Origin of the sequence: Adhaeribacter terreus, assembly GCF_042657365.1 — a bacterium.
GTDB classification, from domain to species: Bacteria; Bacteroidota; Bacteroidia; order Cytophagales; family Hymenobacteraceae; genus Adhaeribacter_A; species Adhaeribacter_A terreus.
This window is the reverse complement of record NZ_JBHSKT010000002.1, coordinates 437,339-463,411: the sequence shown is the minus strand read 5'-3', so window position 1 is coordinate 463,411 and position 26,073 is coordinate 437,339. Positions and strand designations below refer to the sequence as shown.

General features: G+C 44.9%; 19 protein-coding genes. 13 read left to right on the top strand and 6 right to left on the bottom strand.

Annotated elements, in window-relative coordinates; translation table 11 throughout:
- Positions 1 to 18 precede the first annotated feature (18 nt).
- The 4 genes from ACFPIB_RS04930 to rsmA all read right to left on the bottom strand — a co-directional run bounded on the left by ACFPIB_RS04930 (position 19) and on the right by rsmA (position 9,983).
- A complete protein-coding gene (locus ACFPIB_RS04930) occupies positions 19 to 4,182 on the bottom strand; it encodes a T9SS type A sorting domain-containing protein (RefSeq protein ID WP_378016322.1) in 4,164 nt (1,387 codons plus the stop codon).
- A gap of 50 nt (positions 4,183 to 4,232) precedes the next feature.
- Entirely contained in the window at positions 4,233 to 7,949 is a 3,717-nt protein-coding gene (locus ACFPIB_RS04925) for a TonB-dependent receptor (protein ID WP_378016321.1), read from the bottom strand.
- A 106-nt stretch (positions 7,950 to 8,055) separates the two neighbouring features.
- Positions 8,056 to 9,009, bottom strand: a complete 954-nt coding sequence (locus ACFPIB_RS04920) for an NAD(P)-dependent oxidoreductase (protein ID WP_378016320.1) — start codon at positions 9,007 to 9,009, stop codon at positions 8,056 to 8,058.
- Between the two features lie 176 nt (positions 9,010 to 9,185).
- On the bottom strand, positions 9,186 to 9,983 hold the full coding sequence (gene rsmA / locus ACFPIB_RS04915; RefSeq protein WP_378016319.1) for a 16S rRNA (adenine(1518)-N(6)/adenine(1519)-N(6))-dimethyltransferase RsmA: 798 nt from the start codon (positions 9,981 to 9,983) through the stop codon (positions 9,186 to 9,188).
- A 404-nt stretch (positions 9,984 to 10,387) separates the two neighbouring features.
- Between rsmA and ACFPIB_RS04910 the strand changes: the two genes are divergently transcribed.
- The 10 genes from ACFPIB_RS04910 (at position 10,388) to ACFPIB_RS04865 (ending at position 20,214) form a co-directional block, all read left to right on the top strand.
- The gene (locus ACFPIB_RS04910; RefSeq protein ID WP_378016318.1) at positions 10,388 to 11,830 is read left to right on the top strand and encodes a leucyl aminopeptidase family protein; all 1,443 of its coding nucleotides are present in this window, start codon (positions 10,388 to 10,390) and stop codon (positions 11,828 to 11,830) included.
- A 215-nt stretch (positions 11,831 to 12,045) separates the two neighbouring features.
- A complete protein-coding gene (pdxA, locus tag ACFPIB_RS04905) occupies positions 12,046 to 13,068 on the top strand; it encodes a 4-hydroxythreonine-4-phosphate dehydrogenase PdxA (protein WP_378016317.1) in 1,023 nt (340 codons plus the stop codon).
- Between the two features lie 69 nt (positions 13,069 to 13,137).
- Complete coding sequence (locus ACFPIB_RS04900) at positions 13,138 to 13,680, top strand: YceD family protein (RefSeq protein WP_378016316.1); 543 nt, start codon at positions 13,138 to 13,140, stop codon at positions 13,678 to 13,680.
- Positions 13,681 to 13,721: 41 nt separating this feature from the next.
- A complete protein-coding gene (gene rpmF, locus ACFPIB_RS04895; RefSeq protein ID WP_200505314.1) occupies positions 13,722 to 13,916 on the top strand; it encodes a 50S ribosomal protein L32 in 195 nt (64 codons plus the stop codon).
- A gap of 66 nt (positions 13,917 to 13,982) precedes the next feature.
- On the top strand, positions 13,983 to 14,924 hold the full coding sequence (plsX, locus tag ACFPIB_RS04890) for a phosphate acyltransferase PlsX (RefSeq protein WP_378016315.1): 942 nt from the start codon (positions 13,983 to 13,985) through the stop codon (positions 14,922 to 14,924).
- Positions 14,925 to 14,959: 35 nt separating this feature from the next.
- A complete protein-coding gene (locus tag ACFPIB_RS04885; protein ID WP_378016314.1) occupies positions 14,960 to 15,958 on the top strand; it encodes a beta-ketoacyl-ACP synthase III in 999 nt (332 codons plus the stop codon).
- A gap of 144 nt (positions 15,959 to 16,102) precedes the next feature.
- Positions 16,103 to 16,666, top strand: a complete 564-nt coding sequence (gene efp / locus ACFPIB_RS04880) for an elongation factor P (protein WP_378016313.1) — start codon at positions 16,103 to 16,105, stop codon at positions 16,664 to 16,666.
- Positions 16,667 to 16,682: 16 nt separating this feature from the next.
- A complete protein-coding gene (gene accB / locus ACFPIB_RS04875; protein ID WP_378016393.1) occupies positions 16,683 to 17,171 on the top strand; it encodes an acetyl-CoA carboxylase biotin carboxyl carrier protein in 489 nt (162 codons plus the stop codon).
- 121 nt (positions 17,172 to 17,292) lie between these two features.
- Positions 17,293 to 18,642, top strand: coding sequence for an acetyl-CoA carboxylase biotin carboxylase subunit (gene accC, locus ACFPIB_RS04870; protein ID WP_378016312.1), 1,350 nt, complete (start codon positions 17,293 to 17,295; stop codon positions 18,640 to 18,642).
- 132 nt (positions 18,643 to 18,774) lie between these two features.
- The gene (locus ACFPIB_RS04865) at positions 18,775 to 20,214 is read left to right on the top strand and encodes a hypothetical protein (protein WP_378016311.1); all 1,440 of its coding nucleotides are present in this window, start codon (positions 18,775 to 18,777) and stop codon (positions 20,212 to 20,214) included.
- 60 nt (positions 20,215 to 20,274) lie between these two features.
- Here the strand turns inward: ACFPIB_RS04865 and ACFPIB_RS04860 are convergent, their stop codons facing one another.
- Positions 20,275 to 20,856 (bottom strand): DUF3109 family protein, encoded by a 582-nt coding sequence (locus tag ACFPIB_RS04860; RefSeq protein WP_378016310.1) that lies wholly within the window; start codon positions 20,854 to 20,856, stop codon positions 20,275 to 20,277.
- Positions 20,857 to 21,224: 368 nt separating this feature from the next.
- Between ACFPIB_RS04860 and ACFPIB_RS04855 the strand changes: the two genes are divergently transcribed.
- The 3 genes from ACFPIB_RS04855 (at position 21,225) to ACFPIB_RS04845 (ending at position 23,506) form a co-directional block, all read left to right on the top strand.
- Positions 21,225 to 21,545: a hypothetical protein gene (locus ACFPIB_RS04855; RefSeq protein WP_378016309.1), complete on the top strand. Its 321-nt coding sequence runs from the start codon at positions 21,225 to 21,227 to the stop codon at positions 21,543 to 21,545.
- A gap of 110 nt (positions 21,546 to 21,655) precedes the next feature.
- Complete coding sequence (locus ACFPIB_RS04850; RefSeq protein ID WP_378016308.1) at positions 21,656 to 22,987, top strand: sigma-54-dependent transcriptional regulator; 1,332 nt, start codon at positions 21,656 to 21,658, stop codon at positions 22,985 to 22,987.
- 342 nt (positions 22,988 to 23,329) lie between these two features.
- A complete protein-coding gene (locus ACFPIB_RS04845) occupies positions 23,330 to 23,506 on the top strand; it encodes a hypothetical protein (RefSeq protein WP_378016307.1) in 177 nt (58 codons plus the stop codon).
- Between the two features lie 23 nt (positions 23,507 to 23,529).
- Here ACFPIB_RS04845 and ACFPIB_RS04840 read toward each other — a convergent pair whose 3' ends face one another.
- Positions 23,530 to 26,061, bottom strand: a complete 2,532-nt coding sequence (locus tag ACFPIB_RS04840; RefSeq protein ID WP_378016306.1) for a hybrid sensor histidine kinase/response regulator — start codon at positions 26,059 to 26,061, stop codon at positions 23,530 to 23,532.
- Positions 26,062 to 26,073: the final 12 nt, after the last annotated feature.

Sequence of the window (26,073 nt, the reverse complement as noted above, 5' to 3'; positions counted from 1 at the left end):
TCTATTCTCCGCAATTAATTAAAACGACTCTAGATCTATCGGTCTCATTATACCGAACCATTTCACCACTTTGCTGCCAATGTTGCCAGCATCCACATGAATGATATACACACCCGAAGCGATCGGTAAGTTGTTATCATTTTTCAGGTTCCAGTCTAAGAAAGTCTTAGAATCATCTTTGTTGTAACTTCTAACCAGAGTACCGTTTACTGTATAGATCGTGATCTTACATTTGCGCGGCAGGTTGGTGATCTTCACAATATTGTCCAGCTGGCGCTGCTCGTATTGTGAGTAAGCATAGTAAGGGTTAGGTACTACACGGATCAGGTCAAGACCACTTTTCGCAATGCTGGTTTGTTCCACTTGTGGCACCAGGCTATTGGTAGAGAAGTTATATTCAGGGTTAAAGTTACGTTTATAGGTAGTCGGTTTATTATCGCTGGTTACATTATACTGCTCATCAGTTGTATAAGATGTAAAGTAACGATTCACACGAAGCTTAACGCGGGCATCGCTGGCCAGTTTAGTAGCACCCTTCGCTAAGCGCGGATAGCCAACCCACATTGCATTGGTAAAAATAGCGCTCTGCGTAGCCGACTGGAATTGCGCAGCCTGGTTAGGGTAACGTGCAATGATCTGGTCGAAATCTCTGGCAAGCTGTGCACCTTCATCATAACGGGTTGTCATAACGTAAATAAAGTTTCTGCCGCCATCAATATCTGAAGTAGGATCCCAGATCAGGTCACTGCCTTTACCATCCTGCGTAGCAAATTCCGAGAACATCATGTTCAGACGAACACCACGGTCCAGGTCAATCGCATAACCAGGGAACCAACCCATACCGGTCGGGCTTGGAGCATTAGCATCCGGATTACCATTCACGTCTACAGACTGAGCTGTGCTACCTCTCTTGGTCAGTTCAAATGCAGAGCTTGCACCGGAATTACCTTGCAACACAACTACCCGCGTCCATTTAGATTTATCGCTTGTAAATACAACATCCACATTCTGAAGATCAGAGATTTTCCGGTTAGTTGCACTTGCCGCGTTATATGCAGGACCAGGAAGAATAGCAGTAACGCCATATGGTGCCCAGGTTCCATTCAACACGTTCATATACACATAGTTCGGATCAATACCATCAACTTCTGAAGGAACTGTAGTAGTCTTTTTAGCTACTAACCAAGGCTGGAAAGTCGGGTTCTCTGCCGTGCTACCATTCGAAACGCCTTCCAGCCATCTTGGAGCAGAAGCAAACGTTAAAGAAGCTCCCTGGAATCCATTCAGTGAATTTGCATTAACAAGGTAACCTGGGTCAGTTGCATGCTTAAATTCAAGTGCAATACCGAATTCAGGTACCAGTTGCTCATTGAAAATACTCACCGGCTTGTCAGCGAAAAGCGTTTCCCCGCCTGGTTTCGTAATTTTCCATAAGTCATTCTGTACATATTCAGATGCAACAGCAGTAAAATTAGAATTCAAAGAGCGGAATGGTCTGGTCTCAGTTTTATAACCGAAGAATACCACAGTCTGATTTGGCGCTGTACCGGTAAGTTTGTTCTCATCGATCTGCACTGTAAATCGTCCGTTCAGGTGGTCATTCAGCATTTCAATATCCAGCGTAACCAGGGAATCGCCAGCAGTTGTACCACCTAAAAGAGGTTCTACACTTACAATTCTCCGCACAATAGCGCGGCCCGGAACCTGTGGATAAGATAATGTATTCGGGAAATTAGTAGCGTCATAAGCATCCGGACGGGTAAAGTTACCGGTTGCCAGAATTGTATCGTTCAGGTTCAGTTTGCCTGATGCAGAAGATTTAGCGTATACCAGTCTGCTCGACATTTTAACGGTAAAGTCACCGCCTACAACTTTCTTAGGATCGTAAACTTTAACCGTGAATGGCGCATGACCACCCTGGTAAGTTATTCTCTGCTTGCTGTTGTTCCGTACAATGTCCTGCTCATCTTCAGGCATAATTTCAAGTACATTACCGCCATTACCTACACCAAAAATACGGGTAATACCAGCAGCAGTACCATAAGCAGCGGTTAACAAAGTACCACCATTTTCAACCTGTGGCTTGTGAGGAATACCGGTACCAGAGCTCGTAACGCGTCCTTCCAGATATTTATCATTTACGTTAACAGAGTCACCATTGTAAGCATAAGCAACAACCATGAAATGGTAAGACTTGAAGTTCACGATTCTGTCGTTACCGGTAGCGAACTGGTCTGTAGTTACGTTGATGGTGTGGAATAAACCGTTATCTGCACCACGTACCTTTAGTACACTCTTAAAGTCGTTAATGTCAGCATCAAACTCACGGTTAACGATTTCAGTAACGCCGTTTTTCAGGTCAGCCTGGGCTACTAAACGGGCACGGTCAGGGTTATTCAGTTCAGAAGAAGTTACAGTAGGATCTTTTAGCTGGTAAACTTTATAACCTTCAAAACGATAGAAAGGATCTTTAGCGCCGTTTGCTTCTAAGGTCTGGTTCTTCTCAAAATAAGTTTCCGTTGTAACCTGATCGTCGTTAGAAGTAAGGAACTTCTGCGGAATCAGGGTAAGCACTAACTGCTGATCTAACTCTGAAATGGCAAGTTCAGGAGCATTCGGGCCTTGTGGTAATTTAAAGTCGTTATCGAAAAGGCTTTGTGCAATGTCATCAGCATTTTTCAGGAGACCTAAAGAGCCTTTGGCACCACCTGAATTAGCACGCGCCCAAACAACACCAATGGTAAGTTCGTTAACTGCTCCTTGATCCAAAGTAAACGGTCCGGCAGATTGCAGGAAACGACGGTCAGCAGGGGTATTAGAGCTTTGGCCGGAAGCCTGCGTTTTAGTTTCAGACCAGTTAAATGCAGGTTGCTCGCTTCCTGGAGGGTTGCTGAAGCCGTATCCTTTAGGGTCGGTATCGTCAGAGAACATAAACTTATATGGCTTGGCAGATTGGTTTGTACCATCGCCGCCAAAAGTAATTTGTTTACCATCTCTCCAGATCGCCTGCAGATAATTGTAAAAGTCAGAAGCTCTGCTTGGGTTACCGTTTGTCGGGTTGCTGTCGTTGTTGTAATAGATAAAGCTCGACATGATGATCTTCTCGTTAGGCTCATCAATTGTGCCATCACGGTCGTTATCAATACCATCGCCTGGATCCGCGGTTGGTCCCTGGAAGAAGTCAACACCAATAGCAGGTGGATTCAGGCCGTAACCGTTTGCACCTTCGTCATCGTTATCGCCGTTATAGCAGATACCTAAACCACGGCCAACATCACAGCCTACAAAATCGTCGTTATAGAAACCAAGATCCGGGTCAACCCACTGGCCAAGGTAAGTATTTTCCAGGGTGTTAGGGCCTTTATTGATCAGCTTCTGCTTATAGAAGGTCATATTGTTGATCAGGTTGTTCGTCTGGAAAGCAAACGCCAAAACCTGTAACTCCAAACCAATAGTGCTCGATAGCGGCTCTTTTACGTTACCCGCATCGTTCATTACCCACCAGATACCCTGGTCACCCCGGAAATCAGGATAGTCACCATCCAAAGGATTATATTCATCAGCCGGACCGCCTTTATCAACAAACGGAGCCAGCTCATGATTCATATCCGTATTAGTAATATGCGGATTCTTCTTTGCAGGCCAGTCTCTGATCGCTTTTGGCAACAGGTCCGGATTTCTGTCATTATATAATCCCTTGCCAAAATCCTCGCGGAATTTATCTACTACGGCTTTATCAATTTTAGCATGATAATTCCAGGTAGCGCAATCTGCCTGGTCAATATTACCGGTATTATCCAGTGGACCCGGCCAGTATCCCGCATCTGCAGGAGCACCCTGGCGGTACGTCTGAGCTGCCAGATAAAGGTTATTCTGAGCATCTCTACCCCCGATCCATACAGCACCGGCAAAAAGAGAGTGTCTCTTCGGTAAGTTCGGATCATCTACTTTAGGTACTTCATATCGCGGATCTGAAAGGTTCCACCACATATCGCCACCATTCAGAACCATGGCGCGAACGTTATTTATATCCAGCGAGGAAGTTGACGAGCTGGTAAGGCAGGCCGCCGCAATTTTATTATTTCTTCCGCCGTTTTTCTGGCCTCCGGCATTTGCCGGAACATCAACCCGCTCACGCGCCGAAACATTCAGCGCGCAGCTTAGGCCTAGTGCCAGCAGCATTCCAGATAGTTGTTTATTACGCATATATCTCAGATATAAAAATTACAGTATTAGAATGAAATCACACAGCCGATCTGGGCACGGCGTGGTAATGAATAGTTAGATGGGTTACTTGTATTATTATCACCATTCAGTAAGCGAATCGTGTAAAGATCCATCAGAGACTGATTTGCTTCGCTACCAAATTTCTCGCGGTATGTATCCAGATAACCATCATCAGATGCAGAACCAGTGTAACGGTACACATTCAACACATTCATAGTGTTAAACAGGTTCTGCACCCGGAAATAAACGTTCAGAGATTTTACAAAAGATTTTCCGTCTTCGCTTCCTTTAATATTAAAGTCTTTATCCAGACGCAGACCTACCCGGAAGTTAGCAGGCAGGTTAGATCCGTTCAGGCTACCTTCCAGTACCGGACGACCAATGGCGTTGATAAAGTTGGTGATATTGGCCTGACGCGAATATGGAGTTCCTGATGCAGCATTCAGGTTAAAGTTGATACCGGCATTCTGGAAGATTTTGTTGTCGAACAATACCGGGCCTTCGTTATCTCTGAAACGGAAGTCGAAGTTCACTTTAAAGTTATGACGCTGATCGAAATCTAATGGAATCGGCGTACGCAGGTTTGGCTGGCCCTGGCTTACCAGGTTGTAACCTGATGTTGCGCTTGAACCTGTACCTTTTGCAAACTGCAGGGTATAGCTGGCATTCATCGAAACATTTTTGGTTCTTCTCAGGTCATACTCCAGTGTCATACCTTTCACAACACCAAAATCGAGGTTGCTGAAAGTAATATAATCCTGCGGGAAAGCACCGGTGTATTTCCGGAAAGAGATCTGATCGCGGTTCTCAGAGTAGAAAGCTGAAATTGTTAAGCCGGAAGAGCGGGTTAAACGCTGCTCAAAACCAACTTCGTAGTCAATTTTCTTCTGTGGTTTCAGATCCGGGTTGTTAATTTCGTTCCGGGCGTTAATTGAACCAAGCAGGAAGTAATAATCGCTTGGCAGGGTACCGTTACGTTCCGGACGCTGGGAAGTAATGTCGTAATGGGCAAAGAAAAGAGCATCTTCCGAGATCGGGAAAGAGAATGAGATACGCGGCATAATAACGAACTGCGGCTCATAATCTTTAAATGCTCTAACTGATAAACGACGGTCTGGTAAATATTCAGAGCCTACTGTACCTTGCAATGCAGGATCGAACAGTGGGAAAGTACCATTCTTCTGAATTTCTGCTAGGTTATCGGTTGGGGTTCCGTTCACATCATAAAATACATCGCCTTTGCGGTAACCTACCACACCAAAGTTAGAGGCAGATGTCTGGTTCTGCTGGAAATCAGCAGAGTTTTTGTTTACATAAACTACATAGTCGTCGCCGATGTTAGACGGAATAGCATAGTTATCTGCAAAACGCAGGTCACGTACATTTCCGGCTTTAAGCGTTTCAACTAATGTATAAGGGTCTTTTAATACTTTCTGGTTTGCATCGAAACGGTCAACACGAACACCTGCACGTAAAGTCAGGTCTTCGATCTGGAATTTATCTTCGATGAAAGCTGCGGTATAAATAGGACGAACAGCATCCTGCGGACGGTTAGCTACATCGGAGAAATAATCGTTGAAGGCAACTTTCTTGGTAGAACGTTTACCATCGTAAGTATAACCCTGGTAGCTTACTAAACCTGGCGTAATCAGTTCATCGGCAGAGAACATGCTTGTTGAAAGATCTTCCGGGCTTACTGCATCTATATTAATAGGTTGGTTTGCAGCAAGACCTAATTTCTTGCGCAGATTTTGAGAGAAAGTGCTCTGAGTAGCATTTGGCTTATAAGCAAAATCAATGAAGGTCTGCTCAATGCCGTCAACGTCGCGGGTAGAAACAATGTAATTATCTTTATCAAGACCGTTCATATCGGTGCTTAATAAACCACGGCTCCAGTTCCACAGGCCGCTTGCATTTACGCCATAGTTCGTTTCTACGCGCTGTTCGAATTCAAAACCAAGTTTAAAAGTATGTTTACCCCACTCAGCAGAACCCAGAGCCGATAAACGGAACTGGTCGTTGTTCAGTAATTGATACGTTGAGTACATTGTACCAACGTTTGAATACATAGAATAAACCGGGAACGGGTTCTGACCATTCAGCAAACCACCCAGGATCTGAAGTTCGATCAGGTTCGAAATTTCGTTACCCGCTTCGAAACGGTCATCAATTATCTGCTTGGTATAATTCGCAGTAATCGGATTAGAGTTTTCATCTCTTGAGAAAGTTACACCAGTGCTGATATCGCCACGATCAATCATTGCATCGCGGTAAACAGTAGTAGTAGTATCGTTCGGATCGTTCGGATTACTTTTTACACGAACCGTGCCTGGTGAATAGAACGCTTCAACAGTCTGATCGAATTTACCCAAGTATCCATAACGCCAGATATTATCTTTCAGACGCTTGTTTTGAATTGTGCGGTCATATTTAGAGTAGTCGACCTGGATCTGATAATAAGCATTTTTAAGCGGATTAGCAGAAGAGTCACCAACAGCATCTTTAAAGTTCTGCGTAAAACGGGCATAAGCCATCCAGTTATCGAGGCGTTGCTCCGGGTTGTTGTCTGAATTGAAAACAGAATATCCTAATTGATACAGATCACGCTGTGAGTGGTTGATATTACCACCGAAGCTGAACATCATATTATCTTTCGGCTGGAATTCCAGGGAAGTGTTAACCGAAATGATGTTGTTCTTTACATTCGGACGCAGTTTACCTTTTTCAAAGTCGTTCAGCGTTAAAGTTTGAGCCGTGTAAGTATAGCCACCCTGCGGATCGGCTACTAATGGTTTATCTTCCAGGCGGGCTTTAACATCATCTTTTAATGTATAGACACCTTGAGCAGATGGGTTATCGTCGCGGGAACCCTGATACTGACCTGCCAGGAAGAACCCCAGGATAGTACGGTTGCTTGTAAAATCTGTAGTATCTACGCTTTTCTTCTGAATAAGCGGACCGGTCAGGTTAAAGTTAACCAGGTTGTTATGGTATTTGTCAAATGGAGCAGAAGTTTCAGCTTCAATTCCACCCATAAATTTGCTGGATGGGGCAGTTGTTGTAATGTTTACAACACCACCGGTCTGGTCACCGTATTGAGCAGGCACACCTCCAGAAATTACCGTCATCTGGGCAATGGCACTGGTTGGCAGGTTTGGTGCTACTAACTGCTTTACACCATTCACATAGTAAGCAGTACCTGAAGGACGCTGCCCTTTGATACTTACAGCTTTGCCATCATCGGTTGAACCTACGTTGGAAGCAGTTTGTACGAGCGTGGTTACTTCGCGGGTAGAAACTTTCATGATCTGCTCTTTGGTCAGGGTCTGACCAACTTTTTCAGGACCGATAATCGGAACTTCGTAAGCAGTGATCTCAACTTCGTTCAGTTGCTGCACGTTTTGAGAAAGCTCAATGTTAAGGCTGGTAGTTTTATCTACCGTTACCTCTACCCCGCTGATAACTCTGGTAATGTAACCAACGTTTGGTACCTCAACGGTGTAAGCACCCGGCGTAAGCGGAGAAATAGAATAAAAACCGTTGATATCAGTCTGGCCATAGCCTTTCTGCGCACCATTCAGCTTCACAACAACGTTACCGAAAGGAATCGGCTCGCGGGTTGTTTTGTCAATCAGCTTTCCGGCCAGTTTACCCGTTTGGGCGAGTGCCGCCCCATACGTGAAACCTAAGAAAGCGAACAGTAGTAAAAGTTTTCGCATCATACTGGGTTAAAAAAAGAATGAAATTATTGGTAGTGGGTATAATTCAAAGCATTAAAGGTACATCTTAAAAAAATAACTAGCAAAATCTTAAACCTTTTTTTCTTGATCAGCGTAGGCCATCTTTCTGATAATGAATAGCTTTAATCTTTTGTACCAAAACTTCATTGATTTTCTGATAGGATTGGTGCGTCCATCCGGCAATATGCGGGGTAAGAATTACGTTGGGGGCCTGGGCCAGGAATTCAAAATTTACCTGTTGCCGGGCGTTCAACGTGCCAAGTTTTTCATTCTCAAGCACGTCTAAGGCTGCGCCTTTCAAACGCCCGGCCTGTAAACCAGCCACTAATGCCGTATAATCCATTATTTCGCCTCTTGCCGTGCTTAATACCCATACCTTTTTTCTAAAACTCCTGAAGAATGCAGCGTTAGCAAAATGGTAATTTTCGGGCGTGTAGGGAATATGAAAACTCACTACATCGGCCTGCTCAAAAATTTCGGAGAGGGAAACCCGCTCCGCATTTTCATCAAAAATTGCATCGTTGAAGGTATCGTTGGCAATTACCCGGCAGTTGAACCCCAACAAACAACGCGCGAACGCTTTCCCCATGTTGCCGTAGCCAATTATACCGATTGTCTTACCAAAGATCTCTTCCCCGCGATTCTCCTCACGGTGCCAAATATGTTCTCTTACTTCCTTGTCGGCTTTCACAATGTTCCGGAACAGTGCGAGCAACAAACCCACGGTAAACTCCCCTACCGCGTCGCGATTGCCTTCGGGTGCATTTACCAACTGAATGTTGCGCCGAATGAGCGCGGCTTCATCTATGTTGTCTACGCCGGCGCCGGCGCGTGCTATGATCTGCAGTTCATCGGCTTCCGAAAGAAGTTCTTCCGTAATGTGTAGCTTACTACGGACCATCAACACCCGGAATCCTTTCAGCGCTGCTTTTACCTCGTCGGGTTTAATTTCCGGGCGATATGAAACAGTGAAACCGGCTTCTTCCAGCAAATCGATTATACTGGGGTGCATCAGGTCGACAATGAGGCAATTCGGTTTCATGTTTCGGCAAGCGCGTCGGGTTAGGCTCGAAAGCTTTTTCCGGCAGATGAAAATTTGTTTGGTTAAGAATCTACTCTATTATATATAGTGTAGATGAAAGATTTGGAAAACGCTACAGTTTTTGGTACCAAAACCCTACCGTTTTCCGGCCTTCAGATATATGACAAGGCAAATGCTTAATTCGCTGCTTGGGATTTAAAATTTTCTATAATTTTTGTCAATTCTATGAAATCGTCCACCGAAAGTTGCTCTGCTCTTTTATCAAAAACGGGCATAGCGCTTGTTTCAGGCGGTAAATTATAGGTCTTCAGGCAATTTCTTAATGTTTTGCGGCGGGTAGAAAAACTTTGCTTTACTACTTCAAAAAATAAACTTTCGGAGCACGGAAGCTCTTTCACTTCGTTCCGCACCAAACTAATTACCGCAGATTTTACTTTTGGCGGCGGATTGAATACGTTTTCGTGAACCGTGAAATTATACGTGATATTGTAATAAGCCTGCAAAAGCACGCTTAAAATGCCGTAGGTTTTAGAGCCCGGAGGCGCAGCAATGCGTTCAGCCACTTCTTTCTGCAACATACCCACTACCTCCAGCACCTGGTTTTTATGCTTTAGAACCTTGAAAAAGATCTGGCTGGAAATATTGTAAGGGAAATTGCCGATGATGGAAAATTTGCCCGGGAAATATTTTTCAAAATCGAGCTTCAGAAAATCGGCCGATAAAATGCGGTCTTCGAGCGCCGGAAAATGATGTTGCAAGTAAGCAACCGACTCTTTATCAATATCAATTACCGTGGTTTTATATTCCTGGTGTTCTAATAAATATTGCGTGAGCACGCCCATGCCCGGTCCTACTTCCAGCACATTTTTTATTCCGTCAGGAAGCGTGAGCTGGTCAACAATTTTCCGGGCAATGTTCAGGTCGGTAAGAAAATGCTGACCTAGGTGTTTCTTGGGGCTTACTTTTTTATCCAAAAACGGTATCGTTTTAAGGCTGAAAACTCATTTTAACTGCTACAAAATTACGCCTTTTTTACGAGAATATTTTACCGGCGAATTTCAGGACAAAACATCCTACTAAACATAATTTTCAAACCAAGATATTTATTATTATTAAATTCAGAAACTGGCCAGGCTTTTAATTCAAAAGTGCTATCGTTTCGGGCACAAAAAGTCCCATGAGCGCATGCGCGTGGCACGTTAATCATAAAACTCAGAAAAATCTCGCGGCTTCAGGTTCCAGCAAACTCCTGAAGACCTTCGGATCGCAACAATTTTGGTCTGGAAATGCGAAAAAAAACTAAAGACTTGCGACTAAAGGCTTATGTCTGAAAAAGCAATTTGCTATATTGCGCGCCGAACTTAACCGTTTTACCACGATGCCAACGCAATTAAAATATAACGCTTCCGTAGCGGAAAACACCGACGTAGTTTACATTATTCAGCCTGCCGATCTTGGTCTGGTGCCGAACCTGAGCGATGCAGAGAAAAATTTCGCGCAAAGTCAGCTCGATTCCAAAGGCAAAATGATCTTCATTAACCGCTATACTTACAAAATTTACATTGTAGTGGTGCCTGAAAAGAAAACGATGGCGGGTTACCAGGAAGAGCTTCGTTTGGCCGGCCACGGCTTGCAGAAAGTATTGAAAACCGATAAAGTAAAAAACATTGCCATTTCTGACCTTACCGCTTCCAATGCGGCGCGTTTTGTGGCAGTTGGTATTTTCCTGAGCAATTACGAATTCCTGAAATACAAATCGAAGTCAACACCATCGGTTTTAGAAAGCATTTTAATTACCGGCGAAGAATATACCGAAGCCGAAGTTTCTAACCTGAACCACGTCCTGAACGGTGTTTTCCTGACCCGCGACTTGGTAAACGAACCACACAATTTCCAGAGCGCCGAAAACTTAGCCGAAGAGTTTGTAAAAATTGGCGAAGATGCTGGTTTCCAGACCGAAGTTTTGGAAATGACGCAGATCCAAAGCCTGAAAATGGGCGGTTTATTAAGCGTGAACCAAGGCAGCATCGACCCCCCTACGTTCACTATTATGGAGTGGAAACCCGAAAACGCGCAGAATAAAAAACCAATTATCCTGGTGGGCAAAGGCGTAGTTTACGATACAGGTGGCTTAAGCTTAAAACCAACGCCAAACTCCATGGACCTGATGAAATCGGACATGGCGGGTGCTGGTGCAGTGGCTGGTATTATGTATGCCGTTGCTAAAACCAAATTACCGCTGCATATTATTGCACTGGTTCCGGCTACCGATAACCGCCCGGGTGGCCGGGCTTACGCGCCTGGCGATGTAATTACGATGCATAGCGGCAAAACCGTGGAAGTGCTGAATACCGATGCCGAAGGCCGTTTAATTCTGGCTGATGCGTTAAGTTTTGCCAGCAAATACGATCCGGAACTGGTAATTGATTTTGCAACCCTGACGGGTGCCGCAGTTCGTGCTATTGGCAAAGAAGCCATGGCCATGATGGGAACCGCTAGCGAGGAGGTAAAAACCCAACTGAAAATTGCCGGCGAACATACCTACGAACGCATGATCGAATTCCCGCTTTGGGATGAATACGGTAAGCACATAGAATCAGATATTGCGGATATTAAGAACATTGGCATGGCCGAAGCCGGTCATATTTCCGCTGGTAAATTCCTGGAGCATTTCACCAGTTATCCTTGGATCCACCTGGATATCGCCGGAACTGCTTTCTTAACGGCACCAGATTCTTACCGCGGCAAGCACGCCACCGGTTCGGCCGTGCGCCTGATCTACGATTTCCTGGCAGCCAAAGTAAAAAGCAAAAAAGCTTAAATTATGGCTGAAGACCTCACAGGTTTTATAAATCTGTGAGATCTGATATTTCCCGAAAACTGCTCTGAAACGCTATGGTTTTCGGGCGAAAAACTCGTGGCAGCAAACTGTTTCAGACTTTAGAAGTAAATTCTTCCATTCATCAGAAATAAAGCCTGATACTTTCGTCTTAAAAAAACGGTATGCTTTTGCCTTCAAAAACTGATTTCATTTAAATGGAACATAAAATAAAACCGCGGTTAGGCATTTCGCTTGGCGATTTCAACGGCATTGGTCCGGAAGTAATTCTGAAGACCCTGGCCGATCACCGTATTCTAAACTTCTGTACCCCAATAATTTACGGTAACATACAACTACTGAACAAAGTTAAGAAACAACTGGCACTGGAGAATTTCCATTTGCAGGTTATTTCCGAAACGGTAGGCTCTGACGCTAAAAAAGTAAACGTAATCAATTGCTGGGAAGAAGACCTGGAGCTAACCGTAGGCAAACCAACTACCGAATCCGGACAAAGTGCATTAAAATCGTTGCAACGCGCCGCCGAAGACCTGAAAAACGGCAAAATAGATGGCATTGTAACCGCCCCGATCGACAAAGACAACATTCAATCGGAGAACTTCCAGTTTCCCGGCCATACTGAATTTCTGACGCATTATTTCGAAGCACCGAACAGTTTAATGTTCCTGGTTGGCGGCGATCTGCGCGTGGCAACGGTTACTGGTCACGTGCCTTTAAAAGACGTTCCTGGTAAATTAACCACCGAACTTTTAATTCAGAAACTCACCATTTTACTGGAAAGCCTGAAGCACGATTTTCATATTCAGAAGCCTAAAATTGCGGTGTTAGGCCTGAACCCACACGCCGGCGAAAATGGTTTACTGGGCAACGAAGAAGGCGAAATCATCGCTCCGGCCATTCAGCAAATGAAGGAAAAAGGCAATCTGATCTTCGGTCCTTTCCCGGCCGACGGCTTTTTTGGCACGGCGAGCTACAAACATTTCGATGCTGTTTTATCGATGTACCACGATCAGGGCTTAATTCCGTTCAAAACGTTGGCCTTTGAAAATGGCGTAAATTTTACGGCAGGTTTACCGGTTGTAAGAACTTCTCCAGACCACGGCACGGCCTACAATATTGCCGGTCAGAATGTTGCGCAGGAAAGCTCTTTCCGTGAAGCCCTTTTACTGGCCGTAGATATTATCCGGAAACGCCGTTTCAATGCCAATCCGCGCAATTAAAAAGGTTTAATATATTTTTAATATCGGAAATAAGTTGCTAATTTTGCAGCTTGCGATAAATCCTGAACAGTGAAAGCCCTGCATACATTCGACATCGGTCTTGACAAACTAAGCAATAAGCAGCACGAATATGATTTCGAGCTGAACGATGCTTTCTTTGCCCAATTCGACCAGAACCTGGTGAACGGTGGCAATTTAAAAGCTCACGTTACGCTTGATAAGTCGGAATTATTGCTCAATTTCACGTTTCATATTACCGGTACCGTGCGCTTAACCTGCGACCGGAGCCTGGACGAATTCGATTACCCGATAGACACTACGCAGGTTCTGCGCGTGCGCTACGGCGACGAAGAAGCGGAACTGGATGAGAACATTCTGCAGATAAAGCACGGCGCGCAGAAATTCAATATTGCCCAGCATTTGTTCGATTTTATTGGTTTGCAAATTCCAATGAAGAAACTGAAGCCCGAATTCCAGCAGGAAATAGATGAAGACGATTCGGATGATGATATCCTGATCTACACTTCTTCTACCGAGCCGGATAACGATTCGGACGATGATGATGACGAACCGGCTGACCCGCGTTTTGCAGCTTTGAAAAAGATTAAATAGTAATAAATTCCAAATAAGTAAATAAATAGTTTTTAAGTAAGATGGCACATCCTAAACGAAAAATCTCCAAAACCCGTCGCGACAAAAGAAGAACTCATGACAAACTGACTCCAAAAGCAGTTGTTACTTGCGCTACAACCGGAGAAATCCATTTATTTCACCATGCTTACGTGAGCGAAGGTAACCTGTACCGTCACGGCAAAATGGTGATCGAGAATTATACTTCCGTTGCCTAATTTCAGCTTTGCTAAATAGCCTTGCTGTTTTAAACTGAATGTGTAAATAACCCACAAGCTACATACATGAAGATAGCCCTGGATGCAATGGGAGGCGATTTCGCCCCTGGTGCTACGGTAGAAGGAGCCATACTGGCAGCGGAAGCGCTGGCCGGAAAAGCTGAAATCGTGCTGATTGGTGATGAATCTCAGATTCAGGCCGAACTGCAAAAAAACGGATTCTCTTCTTCCAGGATCTCTATTATTCATACTACGCAGGTAATTGAAATGGGTGAGCATCCTACGAAGGCGCTCACCCATAAACCTGATTCCAGCATTGCCAAAGGCTATGCTATGCTTAAAGCGAAGGAAATTGACGCTTTTGCCAGTGCCGGAAACACCGGAGCCATGCTGGTTGGAGCGCTTTTCAGCGTGAAAGCAGTAGAAGGTTTTATGCGCCCCTGCATTGCCAGCTTTGCCCCTAAATTGAACGGCGGCATTGGTGTAATTGTAGATGTTGGCGCCAATGCCGACTGCAAACCAGAAGTGCTCGAACAATTTGGCGAGATCGGCTCAATCTATGCGGAAGAAGTTCTGAAAATTGACAACCCGAAAGTAGGCTTAATGAGCTTAGGCGAAGAAGAAGGCAAAGGAAACATGGCCACCCAGGCTGCGCACCAGCTTCTGAAAGCTAACACCAATATTAATTTTATTGGCAACATTGAAGGCCGCGACCTTTTCAACGACAAAGCCGATGTGATCGTTTGTGACGGTTACACCGGTAACGTGATTCTGAAAATGGCCGAGTCTTTCTACGACATTCTGAAAGAGAAAAACATCTCCGACTCTTTTATTGACCGGCTTGATTATGAAGCAGTTGGCGGCACTCCTATTCTGGGAATAAACGGCAATGCCATTATCGGCCACGGAGCATCTTCGCCGGGCGCAATTTGCAATATGCTGAAACAAGCATACCAGATGGCCAGTTCCGACGTTTCTGAAAAATTCAAAAAAACTCACAGCGCTTAACGGCGCTTTTTTTACATAGTACCCGTTTTAAAACTATGACAAAAATTACGGCTGCCATTACCGGCGTTAGCGGTTACGTTCCTGACTACATTTTAACGAACAAGGAACTGGAAACGATGGTAGATACCAACGACGAATGGATCACCTCACGCACCGGTATAAAAGAGCGCCACATTCTGAAAGGCGAAGGTTTAGGCACATCCTTTATGGCGGTAAAAGCCGTAAACGATCTGCTAAAAAAAACCAACACCACCGCCGAAGAAATTGACCTGCTGATCTGCGCGACCACCACGCCGGATATGGTTTTCCCGGCAACGGCTAACTTAATTACGGAAGAAATTGGCGCTAAAAATGCGTTCGGTTACGATATTCAGGCGGCTTGTTCGGGTTTTATCTTTGCGTTGGCAACCGGCGCCCAGTTTATTGAAACCGGCAAATACAAGAAAGTGGTAATTGTAGGCGGCGATAAAATGTCTTCCATTATTGACTATACCGACCGCGCAACCTGCATTATTTTTGGTGATGGCGCCGGCGCAGTAATGCTGGAACCAAATACTGAAGGTTATGGCGTACTGGATTCTATTCTGAAAGCCGATGGCTCCGGAGCTGCATATCTGCATCAGAAAGCTGGCGGTAGCCGCAAACCGGCAACTATGGAAACTGTGCTTGCTAAAGAACATTTCGTTTACCAGGAAGGCACTACCGTATTCAAATTTGCAGTAAAAGGAATGGCTGATGTTTCCGCGGAAATTATGGAACGCAACAACCTGACCGCTGACGATGTAGCCTGGTTAGTACCGCACCAGGCCAATAAGCGCATTATAGACGCTACGGCGCAGCGCATGAACGTTGGTCCGGAGAAAGTAATGTTGAATATTCAGAAATACGGCAATACTACGAGCGGTACCATTCCGCTTTGTTTGTGGGATTATGAAAACCAGCTGCACAAAGGCGATAATTTAATTATCTCGGCATTTGGCGGTGGCTTTACGTGGGGTGCGCTTTACGTAAAATGGGCTTATGACCCGAAATAATTTAGCTTGAAAATCTATAAATCCGGAAAATCGACTATCTTTGAAGCCGGTTTTCCGGATTGACTTTTTTAGTCTGAAACGATACCATTTTTAGTAAAAAACTTACGAATCAGGTCCAAAAGCCTGATTTTTAATTAAAACCCAATGGCAACTACAGCTGATTTTAAAAACGGATTATGCCTGGAATACAACGGCGAATTGTACGTAATTACTGAATTCCAGCACGTTAAACCTGGCAAAGGCCCGGCTTTCGTTCGCACCAAACTGCGTAACATCAAAACCGGTAAAGTAATCGACAATACCTTTAACGCCGGCGTAAAAGTTACGACAGCGCGCGTAGAGCAACGTCCGCACCAGTTCCTTTACAAAGACGATATGGGCTACACGTTCATGGACAATAATACCTTTGAACAAGTAGTTTTAGACGAGAAAATGGTACCGTTTGCCGATCTTCTGAAAGACGGTCAGGAAGTAACCATCCTTTTCCACGCCGAAACCGAGCAACCGTTAACCTGCGAGATCCCTCCGTTTGTGGAATTAGTAGTAACTTACACCGAGCCAGGCATTAAAGGCGATACGGCTACTAACGCTTCTAAGAAAGCAATTGTGGAAACCGGCGCTACCATTAACGTACCTTTGTTCATAGAGCAGGACGAAAAAATTAAAGTTGACACCCGGACATACAGCTATGCCGAAAGAGTTAAATAACGAAAAGAAACAGCCCATGAAAGCGAAAGAATTACAGGACCTGATTGACTTTATTGCTAAATCAGGTTTGAATAAAGTAAACATTGAAACCGAAGAGTTTAAGATCAACATCACCCGTGATGCTAGCCAGAAGGTAAGCTATGTAGCTGCTCCGGCTGCTGCTCATGCTCCAGTTGCTGCCCCTGCTCCAGTTTCAACTCCGGCTGCCTCTCAGGCTCCCGCGGCTCAGGCTGCGGCCCCGGCTCCTGCTGCTGAAGGTGGTAACTACCAGGCAATTAAGGCTCCAATGATCGGTACTTTCTACCGTTCTTCCAGCCCGGAAGCTGCTCCTTTTGTAAACGTTGGCGACGAGGTGAAAAAAGGTCAGGTAATCTGCATCATCGAAGCGATGAAACTTTTCAACGAAATTGAAGCAGAAGTTTCAGGACGTATCGTGAAAGTAATGGTAGACAATGCTTCTCCGGTTGAATACGACCAGGCATTGTTCATGATCGATCCGAGCTAATTTTGAAATGAATTAAAAATTAGAAATTAGAAATTAGAAATGGAAGAGTTTTTAACCTGAGAACCCTATCGTTTTACTTTAATTTCTAATTTCTAATTCCTAATTTCTAATTAAGAAAACTGTGTTTAAAAAAATACTTATTGCTAACCGGGGTGAAATTGCGTTACGCATCATCCGGACATGCAAGGAAATGGGCATTAAAACGGTAGCGGTTTACTCTACTGCCGATAAAGAAAGCCTGCACGTTCGCTTTGCGGACGAAGCGGTTTGTATCGGTCCTGCGCCTAGCTCCCAATCTTACCTGAACATCCCGAACCTGATTGCCGCAGCTGAGATCACCAACGCCGATGCGATCCATCCGGGTTATGGTTTCCTTTCTGAGAATGCCGAATTCAGCCGTATTTGCCACGAAAACGGTATCAAATTCATTGGTGCTTCTCCGGCCATGATAAATTCCATGGGCGATAAAGCTTCGGCTAAGGCGACCATGAAAAAAGCCGGCGTGCCTACTATTCCGGGTTCCGAAGGGCTTTTAGATTCGGTTGAACAAGGCATTAAACTGGCGAATAAAGTAAAGTACCCGGTTATTCTGAAAGCTACTGCCGGTGGTGGTGGCCGTGGTATGCGTATTGTGCGCAACGACGATGAATTTCAGAAAGCCTGGAACGATGCCAAAACCGAATCGAAAGCTGCTTTTGGCAACGATGGTTTGTACCTGGAGAAATTCGTAGAAGAGCCACGTCACATCGAAATTCAGCTGGTTGGCGACCAGGACGGTCGGGCCTGCCACTTATCGGAACGCGATTGCTCTATTCAGCGCCGTCACCAGAAACTGATCGAAGAATCTCCTTCGCCGTTCATTGACGAGAAACTGCGTGAAGCGATGGGTAAAGCGGCTGTTGCCGGTGCAAAATCCATTGGTTACGAAGGCGTAGGTACCATCGAATTCCTGGTTGATAAAAACAAGGATTTCTACTTCATGGAAATGAACACCCGTATTCAGGTTGAACACCCGGTTACGGAAGAGGTTATCAACTACGACCTTATCAAAGAACAGATAAAAGTGGCAGCTGGTATTCCGATTTCAGGTAAAAATTATTTCCCGGAAATGTGCGCTATTGAATGCCGCATTAATGCCGAAGATCCAGCCAATGGTTTCCGTCCAAGCCCGGGCAAAATCACCACGCTGCATATTCCTGGTGGGCACGGCATACGGGTAGATACGCATGTTTACGCAGGTTACACCATTCCGCCAAACTACGATTCTATGATCGCAAAGCTTATTTCAGTGGCACAAACCCGCGAAGAAGCGATCGTAAAAATGAAGCGTGCTTTAAGCGAATTTGTAGTTGAAGGCGTAAAAACCACCATTCCTTTCCACCTGGCAATGATGGATGACGAAAACTTTAAATCAGGTAATTTTACTACAAGCTACCTCGACAACTGGAATTTTAACCAGCTTAAAGGCTAAAAAACGGTATCGTTTTAACATAGAAAAACCCCGATCAAATTGGTCGGGGTTTTTCGTTTTAAGAAAAAATTAGCCGGACAAATTAAATAACAAAGGAATTTAATAGTTTTGCATTTCAATTCGCTATAAGTAATGCTCAAAAGATTATTATTTCTTCTCCCCTCTCTGTTTGTTGGGTTCACCGGATTCTCGCAGGAGGCGGGCTACGACGATATTTTATTTAACGGCCGTTTCAGTTTAAATCAGAACTCAGATAAACACGCTGGTATGCTTTACCGGCAGCGCGGTTTAGAAGATAATCAATCCATATTCTACTATTCCCGAATGGATAGCTCGCTGGCTACAACTTCCTCGGTCCTGAAACTTCATCGCCGGAACGTTGCTTTAGCTTCCACAGGAAACGGTCATTATTCGGCCCACTTATTTCAGCGGGTGGGTTATGATTCCGTTCGCACCATTATTCTGGGAAAGGAAGGGGAAATAATCAGCAAGAAAAGTAGCTACCGCGGTTATGGAAAACCTAAACTAATTACTCTTAGTAAAGCAGATAACGACAGCACTTTTCTCTTGGTGTATGCTACTAAATCACCGAAAGGGTATGTAATTCAGAAGATCGATTTAGGGCAAAATGTGCTTTGGGAACAGAAAATATCGCCGGAAAAAGGCGCTCAGTTTTTGCAGTTGTTGGTAAACAATGCGCATATCTGGGCAATTGCGGCTACCAAACCAGGCACCGGAAAAGTTATTCAAACGATTTACTGCCTCGCAGGAACAACTGGAAATATTATTGGCCAAAGCAAATTAAATCAACCCACAGACAGACGCGAGATCGGGGCAATTGGCTTTGGCCCGGATCAGGAAATTGCTATAAATGGCCGCTGGTTCAATAAAATGAGGACTTCACCGAACAAACCTGGCCAGATGTTCTTTACCCGCATCAGCCCAACCGGTCAGCGTCTGGCAGACGCAACCGGAACTAACGCCGGCAGCATGTTAGCCTTACAGAAACAAAAAGTATTGTGGGAAAAACTGCAATATACGCCAGATGGTAGCTGGCATTTAGTAGGCGAAAGCTTCAAAAGCACTTCGTACATGGCCCATTTGCTTCCACGCATAGCTCTGGGTATTGTTACTTTTGGGTACGTAAATATGGGCTTTTCTACTGTCCGGACGCAGGATCTGCTTCATTTAACGCTTTCACCGGAAGGAAAACTTGAAACTTTTAACAATTATCGGCTTCCAGTTACCAGTTATACTTTTCCGAACTGGATCCCTCCTTACCGGTTAGCAACTTTAGCCTTTGGTCAGGGAATTTTTCGATACCGGGGTCACTTTTCCAATCCTTTTTCCGTGATCATAAAAACGCCGGAAGAAGTTAAGATCGTAAATACGCAAAACCACCAGATCTCCACGCTTACTTCTTTAGATAAAAACACGAATGAAGATGTTTTCGGGGTTTTGGGCAATAAATTATTGATTTTCCGAGGCACGAGAAAAGAAGTGGGCATGTGGCATGTAGAACTTCCTTCAGAAATACTTCCGGCTAAAGCCGAAATTCCGACAGAAAAATAATAAAAAAAAGTAGCGCAGGGTTTAAACCCTGCGCTACTTTTTTTACTTTTTGCCTGAAAACTATACCGTTTTAGCTTTCGCTTCTTCTTCAACCAGAGCATCCAGTTCGTTGTACCAGTTTTCGCCGTATTTGCGCACCAGCGGCTCTTTCAGGAATTTGTACACCGGAACCCCTAATTCTTCGCCGAAGCTGCAGGCGGCGCTGCAAATGCCCCATTTATCATAGTTCAGCGCTTCGAAACCATCGTACTTCGTGATCCGGATCGGATATAAGTGGCAGCTGATCGGTTTTTTCCAGGAAATTTTACCATCCAGATAAGCTTGCTCGATGCCACATTTCAGGGTTAGACTTTCGTCGTAAATGGCATAAGCACACTCGCGGTTTTTAATGGTTGGGGTAGAAAAATCACCTTCCCAATCTTTAATGTAAAGTCCTTGCTCTTCAATGGCTTCACGACCTTTCCGGCTTAAATACGGCTTAATTTGTTCGTAATTATCCTGCAGGATCTGCAATTCGGCTTCTTCTAAGGGCGCGCCCAGATCGCCTTCCACGCAGCAGGCGCCTTTGCATTTCTCGAGGTTACAAACAAAAAATTTATCGCGAACGTCATCACTGATAACGGTATTCTGCAAAACAATCATAATTCAGGAATTTTCTAAAAGACAAAGTTACGGAGAAAATAGTTTGCACCTTCGCGAAATAGCTTTTCATCAATTCGCTGAACAACAGAAAGAAAAACAAATCTACTTCAGAAGTTCTGAAAAACGGTAGGGTTTTCGGCTCAAAAAGTCAAAAGAGGCTTACAGACACAGGCAACAATTCCCCAGTTTCCCCGAATTCACGCCCCAATTTGTAGAATTTTTCTACAACCTGCATTTTTAATGCAAGCACAACAAAACACACTAACAAATTGGTTTTCTTTTAGTTACAAAGCAATCAAAATTTATGGCACAGCCTTCGCAAAAGCCCTACCGACAAAACATTCAATCATATATAAAAAATTACTACCATGAAAAAAGTATTTTTCTCAGCACTCGCATTTGTAATGTTCGCCTCGGTTGCTACTAACGCCCAGGGTACTAAAGCACCTGCAAAAACTGCCGCTCCTGCGCAAACAGTGGCTCCAGCTGCTACCGAAAATAAAACCAAGATTACGGCCGAAGAACTTCCGGCTACAGTTAAAACTACATTGGCAACCGACGCTTTTAAAGACTGGAAAGTAGCAACTGCTTATGTTGTTAAAGCTGAAAAAGAATATTATGAGATCGAAGCGGTAAAAGGCGAAGAAAAAACTACCCTGAAATTCGACAAAGAAGGTAACAAAATGTAATAATTGCCTTTCCGAAAGCTATAAAATTCACTTATGCTCTCACATCAAAAAGCCGGTATTTATGCCGGCTTTTTGTATTTTTACTTTTCCGGACACCCAAAACTGGCAGCATGATTAGAATTTTACTGGTTGAAGACGACCTGACTTTTTCCCTGATCCTGGAAAGTTTTCTGCAAAAGCAGGGCTTTGCGGTAGAAGTTTGCCACCAGCTCAAAGATGCGGAAAAAGCCCTGTCGCTCACCAAATTTAACCTGCTGCTGCTCGATTACCGCCTCCCCGATGGTACCGGTCAGGAACTGCTCGAAAAAGTACGCCTGCAAAACCCCAAGCTTCCGGTGATCATCATGACCAGTTTCCGCGATGTGCGAACCGCCGTGCAGGCCATGCGTAGCGGCGCCTTCGATTACATTACCAAACCCGTAATTCCCGATGAACTTTTGCTGGTAGTGCGGCAGGCTTTGCAGAAAAAAAACGATACGGTTTCGGAAGCAAAAACTGCTGAAAAACCTGCTTTCATTAAAGGCTACAGCCCGGTTTCGGAGCAATTGCACCGGTACATAGAACTCGTAGCCCCAACCGAAATGTCGGTAATTATTCAGGGCGAAAGCGGTACGGGAAAGGAAAATGTAGCGCGCACCATTCATGCTTTAAGTCAGCGGTCCGATGCACCGTTTGTGGCCATAGACTGCGGCGCGCTTTCCGGCGAACTGGCGGCCAGCGAACTTTTCGGGCACGTGAAAGGCGCTTTTACCGGTGCTTTGCAAGATAAAAAAGGATTGTTCGAAACTGCCAGCGGCGGCACCGTTTTCCTGGATGAAGTGGGCAACCTGAGCTACGAAATTCAGGTGAAACTTTTGCGCGCTTTGCAGGAACGCGTTATTCAGCCGGTGGGCAGCACCAAAACCATAAATGTAGATTTCCGGCTCATTACAGCTACCAACGACAACCTGCAACAAAGTGTGAAGAACGGCACGTTTCGGGAAGATCTTTTTCACCGGCTCAACGAATTCAGCATAAAAGTGCCAGCCCTGCGCGAGCGTGGCGAAGATCTGCAGGAATTTGTACAGTTTTTCATAGCACAAGCCAATGCAGAGCTGGACCGCAACGTGAAAAACGTAAGTCCGGAAGCAGCTGCTTTGCTGCTACATTACGACTGGCCGGGAAATTTACGCGAACTGAAGAACGTGATAAAACGCGCCGTACTTTTAAGCCCCAGCGAAACCCTGGAAAAAACCGCTTTGCCCGCCGATATGGAACAGGAACTGCAAACCACCAAACCCAGCGGTCCGGATCTGAAAGCAGCCCAGGAATTCACCGAAAAAGAGCTGATAAACAAAACCCTGCAGGAAGCGAAATTCAACAAAAGCAAAGCTGCCCGCCTGTTGAACATAGACCGGAAAACGCTTTATTTGAAAATGCAGAAATACGGTATTGATCCTTAAAAACAGCACAAGTACAAAAGGCCGTTTAAACTGATTGTAATAACTATTTTAAAGAAGACAGGTTTAAATCCTTAACGAAAAAGGGAAGGCTTAAATTAATAATTCAACAACTAAACAAGATTGTATGATTCTATTCCAGAATGGCTTAATTAGTTTAAATTACGAACCATCTACAGATATTCTATTCGTAAAATGGCCTGATTTTCATTCGGTTTCTTTACCGGAGGTTAAAGCTGCGCTGAAAAAACTAATCGAGAACATCCGGAATTACGACGTAAAAAAACTGTTGATCGATTCAACTAAACCGTTGTTGCCGTTAGCGAACAGGATCATACTGAGATCATGCTTTATTTTATCAGCGAGATAGGCAAAACCCGCCTGCAGAAAGTTGCCCGCATCAAAACCGCTGACAAACTCCGTGAAAATCAAGCTACTAAATTACAAAATCATGCGCAGTTACATATTTCTTTTCAGAATTTCAAAACCCGCGCTGAAGCTGAACAATGGCTTTTGCAATGATTTTGAAAGCTGAATACGGGTTTTTAAGCCGTTTCCCCTACCGTTTTTTCCGCTTCGGCTAGCAGGATCATCTGGTTTATTGCTTCCGAAACAGACTTGATTTCCGGTTTCAGGTTTTCAAAAGCAATTTCGCTGCGGAGTTTATTTTCTAATTTCCGGAGCTTTTTTGAGAGTTGCAGATCGCCCATCTGGCCGGTGCGCGCGGTTAAGCGGTGAACGATCTCGGCAGCATTTTCGCCGGTTTCATCTTTTAAAAGCGCAAGTTCCAGCAATTCCAGATCGGAGGTTGTTTCGGAAATGAATTGTGCCAGGATCTTCTGAAAAATTGCTTCATCGTTTCCGGTCATTTGGCGCAAAGCAGCAAAGTTCTTTTCTACCGTTTTCTCCGACTTTTTAGGGCTAAAAGCATAGCGTTTTAACAGCTGCAGCAGTTCTTTTTCGCGGAAAGGTTTGCGCAGAATGCCATCGAAACCGTGCATAAGAATGGTCGCTTTTTCTTCGGGCAGCGCCTGTGCGGTTAAAGCAAATATCTTCACTTCCGGGCCCAGTTTTTCACGCAGAATTTTACATAATTCCAACCCGCTGATCTCCGGCATTCTAATGTCCAGAAACACAAAACGCAGCTCTTCCGGTAATTCCTGCTGTAGTAACTTTTGCGACGAATTGTAGCAGAAATTTTTAATGCCGTTTTTGTTCAGAATGGTGGCGCAAAGTTCCAGAATAAAAGCATCATCGTCTACAACCAGCACTTTTCCGGCAAAATCCTGTAGCGTTTTTTCCGGCACAGTTTTCATTTCAGTTTCCGAAATTCCGGACGTTACAAATGGCAATTGCACTTCAAAAACCGAACCTTGGCCGGGTTTACTTTTTACCGTTAAATAACCACCCTGGCTTTCTACAAGCGCTTTTACAATGCTCAAACCCAAACCCGTGCCGCTGTAATTTTCCGGCGAAACCGCCGAAGCCTGCTCGAATTGATTGAAAATGCGCTGCTGGTCTTTTTCCGAAATACCAATTCCCGAATCTTGCACTAAAAATGAAAAGAATGGTTTTTCGCCTTTGCCCAGACATTTTACCGTGAGTTTCACAAAACCTTCGGGCGTGAATTTAATGGCGTTTCCGAGCAAATTGTAAAGCACCTGCCGCATGCGGAACGGATCGCCAACCACATGCTGCGCGGCGCTATTCTCAAACATAAATTGCAGTTGCAGGTTTTTCTTTTGGGCTTGCAGTTGCAGCGTGGTGATCACTTCAGTGGCCAGTTTTTTCAGCTCGAACGGTTTTTCTTCAAACGTGAATTTCCCGGAAACAATGCGGCTGTAATCCAACACTTCGTTCACGATCTGCAGCAAATGTTCCGACGATTGGTGAATGGCTTTAACGGCTTCTTTCTGCGGTTTTTCCTGCTCCAGAATCTGATCTGCAAACCCGATAATAGATTGCAGTGGCGTACGTAATTCGTGGCTCATATTGGCCAAAAAACGTTGCTTTACCTGCCCCAGATTTTCGGCTTCTTCTTTGGCCAGTTGCAGAGCTTTGCGGTATTTGTCGCGGCGCGAAATATCGAGGAAAATAAGGAAAACCAGCAAAGCGGCGCCCAGGAAAAACCCGACCGTAATCAGGTTCATGCGTTCCAGACTGGCAGTTACCACTTCCGAAGCATTTTTGTTCCGGATGCGCCCGAAACTCAATTCTTCGGCTTCGATGGCGTGCAACAGATTCAGCATTTGGGTGTGCAAACGACTGCTGCTTTTTATCAGGGCCAGTTCGCGGTCCAGGATGTGGGCGCGGCGCTGCAGATAATCTTTTTCAATGCGGCGCATCACTTTTTCTACCTCATAAATAGAACTATCCTGCCGGGCCACCGAAAGCGTATCGATCTGCACGTTGAGTTCTTCCTGAATCTGCTTTAAAAGCTGGCGCGGTTTGGCCACCGTTTTTTTGCTCCCGAACAAACGGCTGAAGAAAGATTGCTTTGGTTCTTCCAGCACCAGGCTGTCGGTTTCGCTGGGAATAATGGTGGTGGTGGTAATTTTTTTGCTGGTAGTAACCACGCTGCTATCAGCCACGGGTTTTACGTTCGCAATAATATCGGAAAGGTACGCCACCCGTTTAGAAAGCGCAAGGTTTTTGCTCCAATCGGCGCGCAAACCAAAATACTGATCGGCCAGTTCTTTATGCTGCAACAGGATCAGCTCCATAGAATCGATGCGTTGCACCTGCAGTTTATTTCCCAGACTAAGCTGTCGTAACGTATCGAGCGAGGCGATGAAATTTGCCGTTTCAGAATGATATGCGTTGCCGGGTTTTTCCGGGTTCCGGATCACATTGGCACGCTGCAACTGCTCCAGCTGAATGATCTGATAGGAAAGATTATTAACGATCCGCAGTTTTTCGTTGGGTGCCGAAAGCTTATTCACCGTCTGCAGCATTTCCCGGAACCCGACCTGCATCACCACCCAGCTCAAAGCCACCGCCGCCACACCTATTAAAAAAGCAGCGATCACCTTTCCGTGAATGGATTGCAAAAACGACTTTTCCGGGTAATCCGCCATCTATTTCAGTTT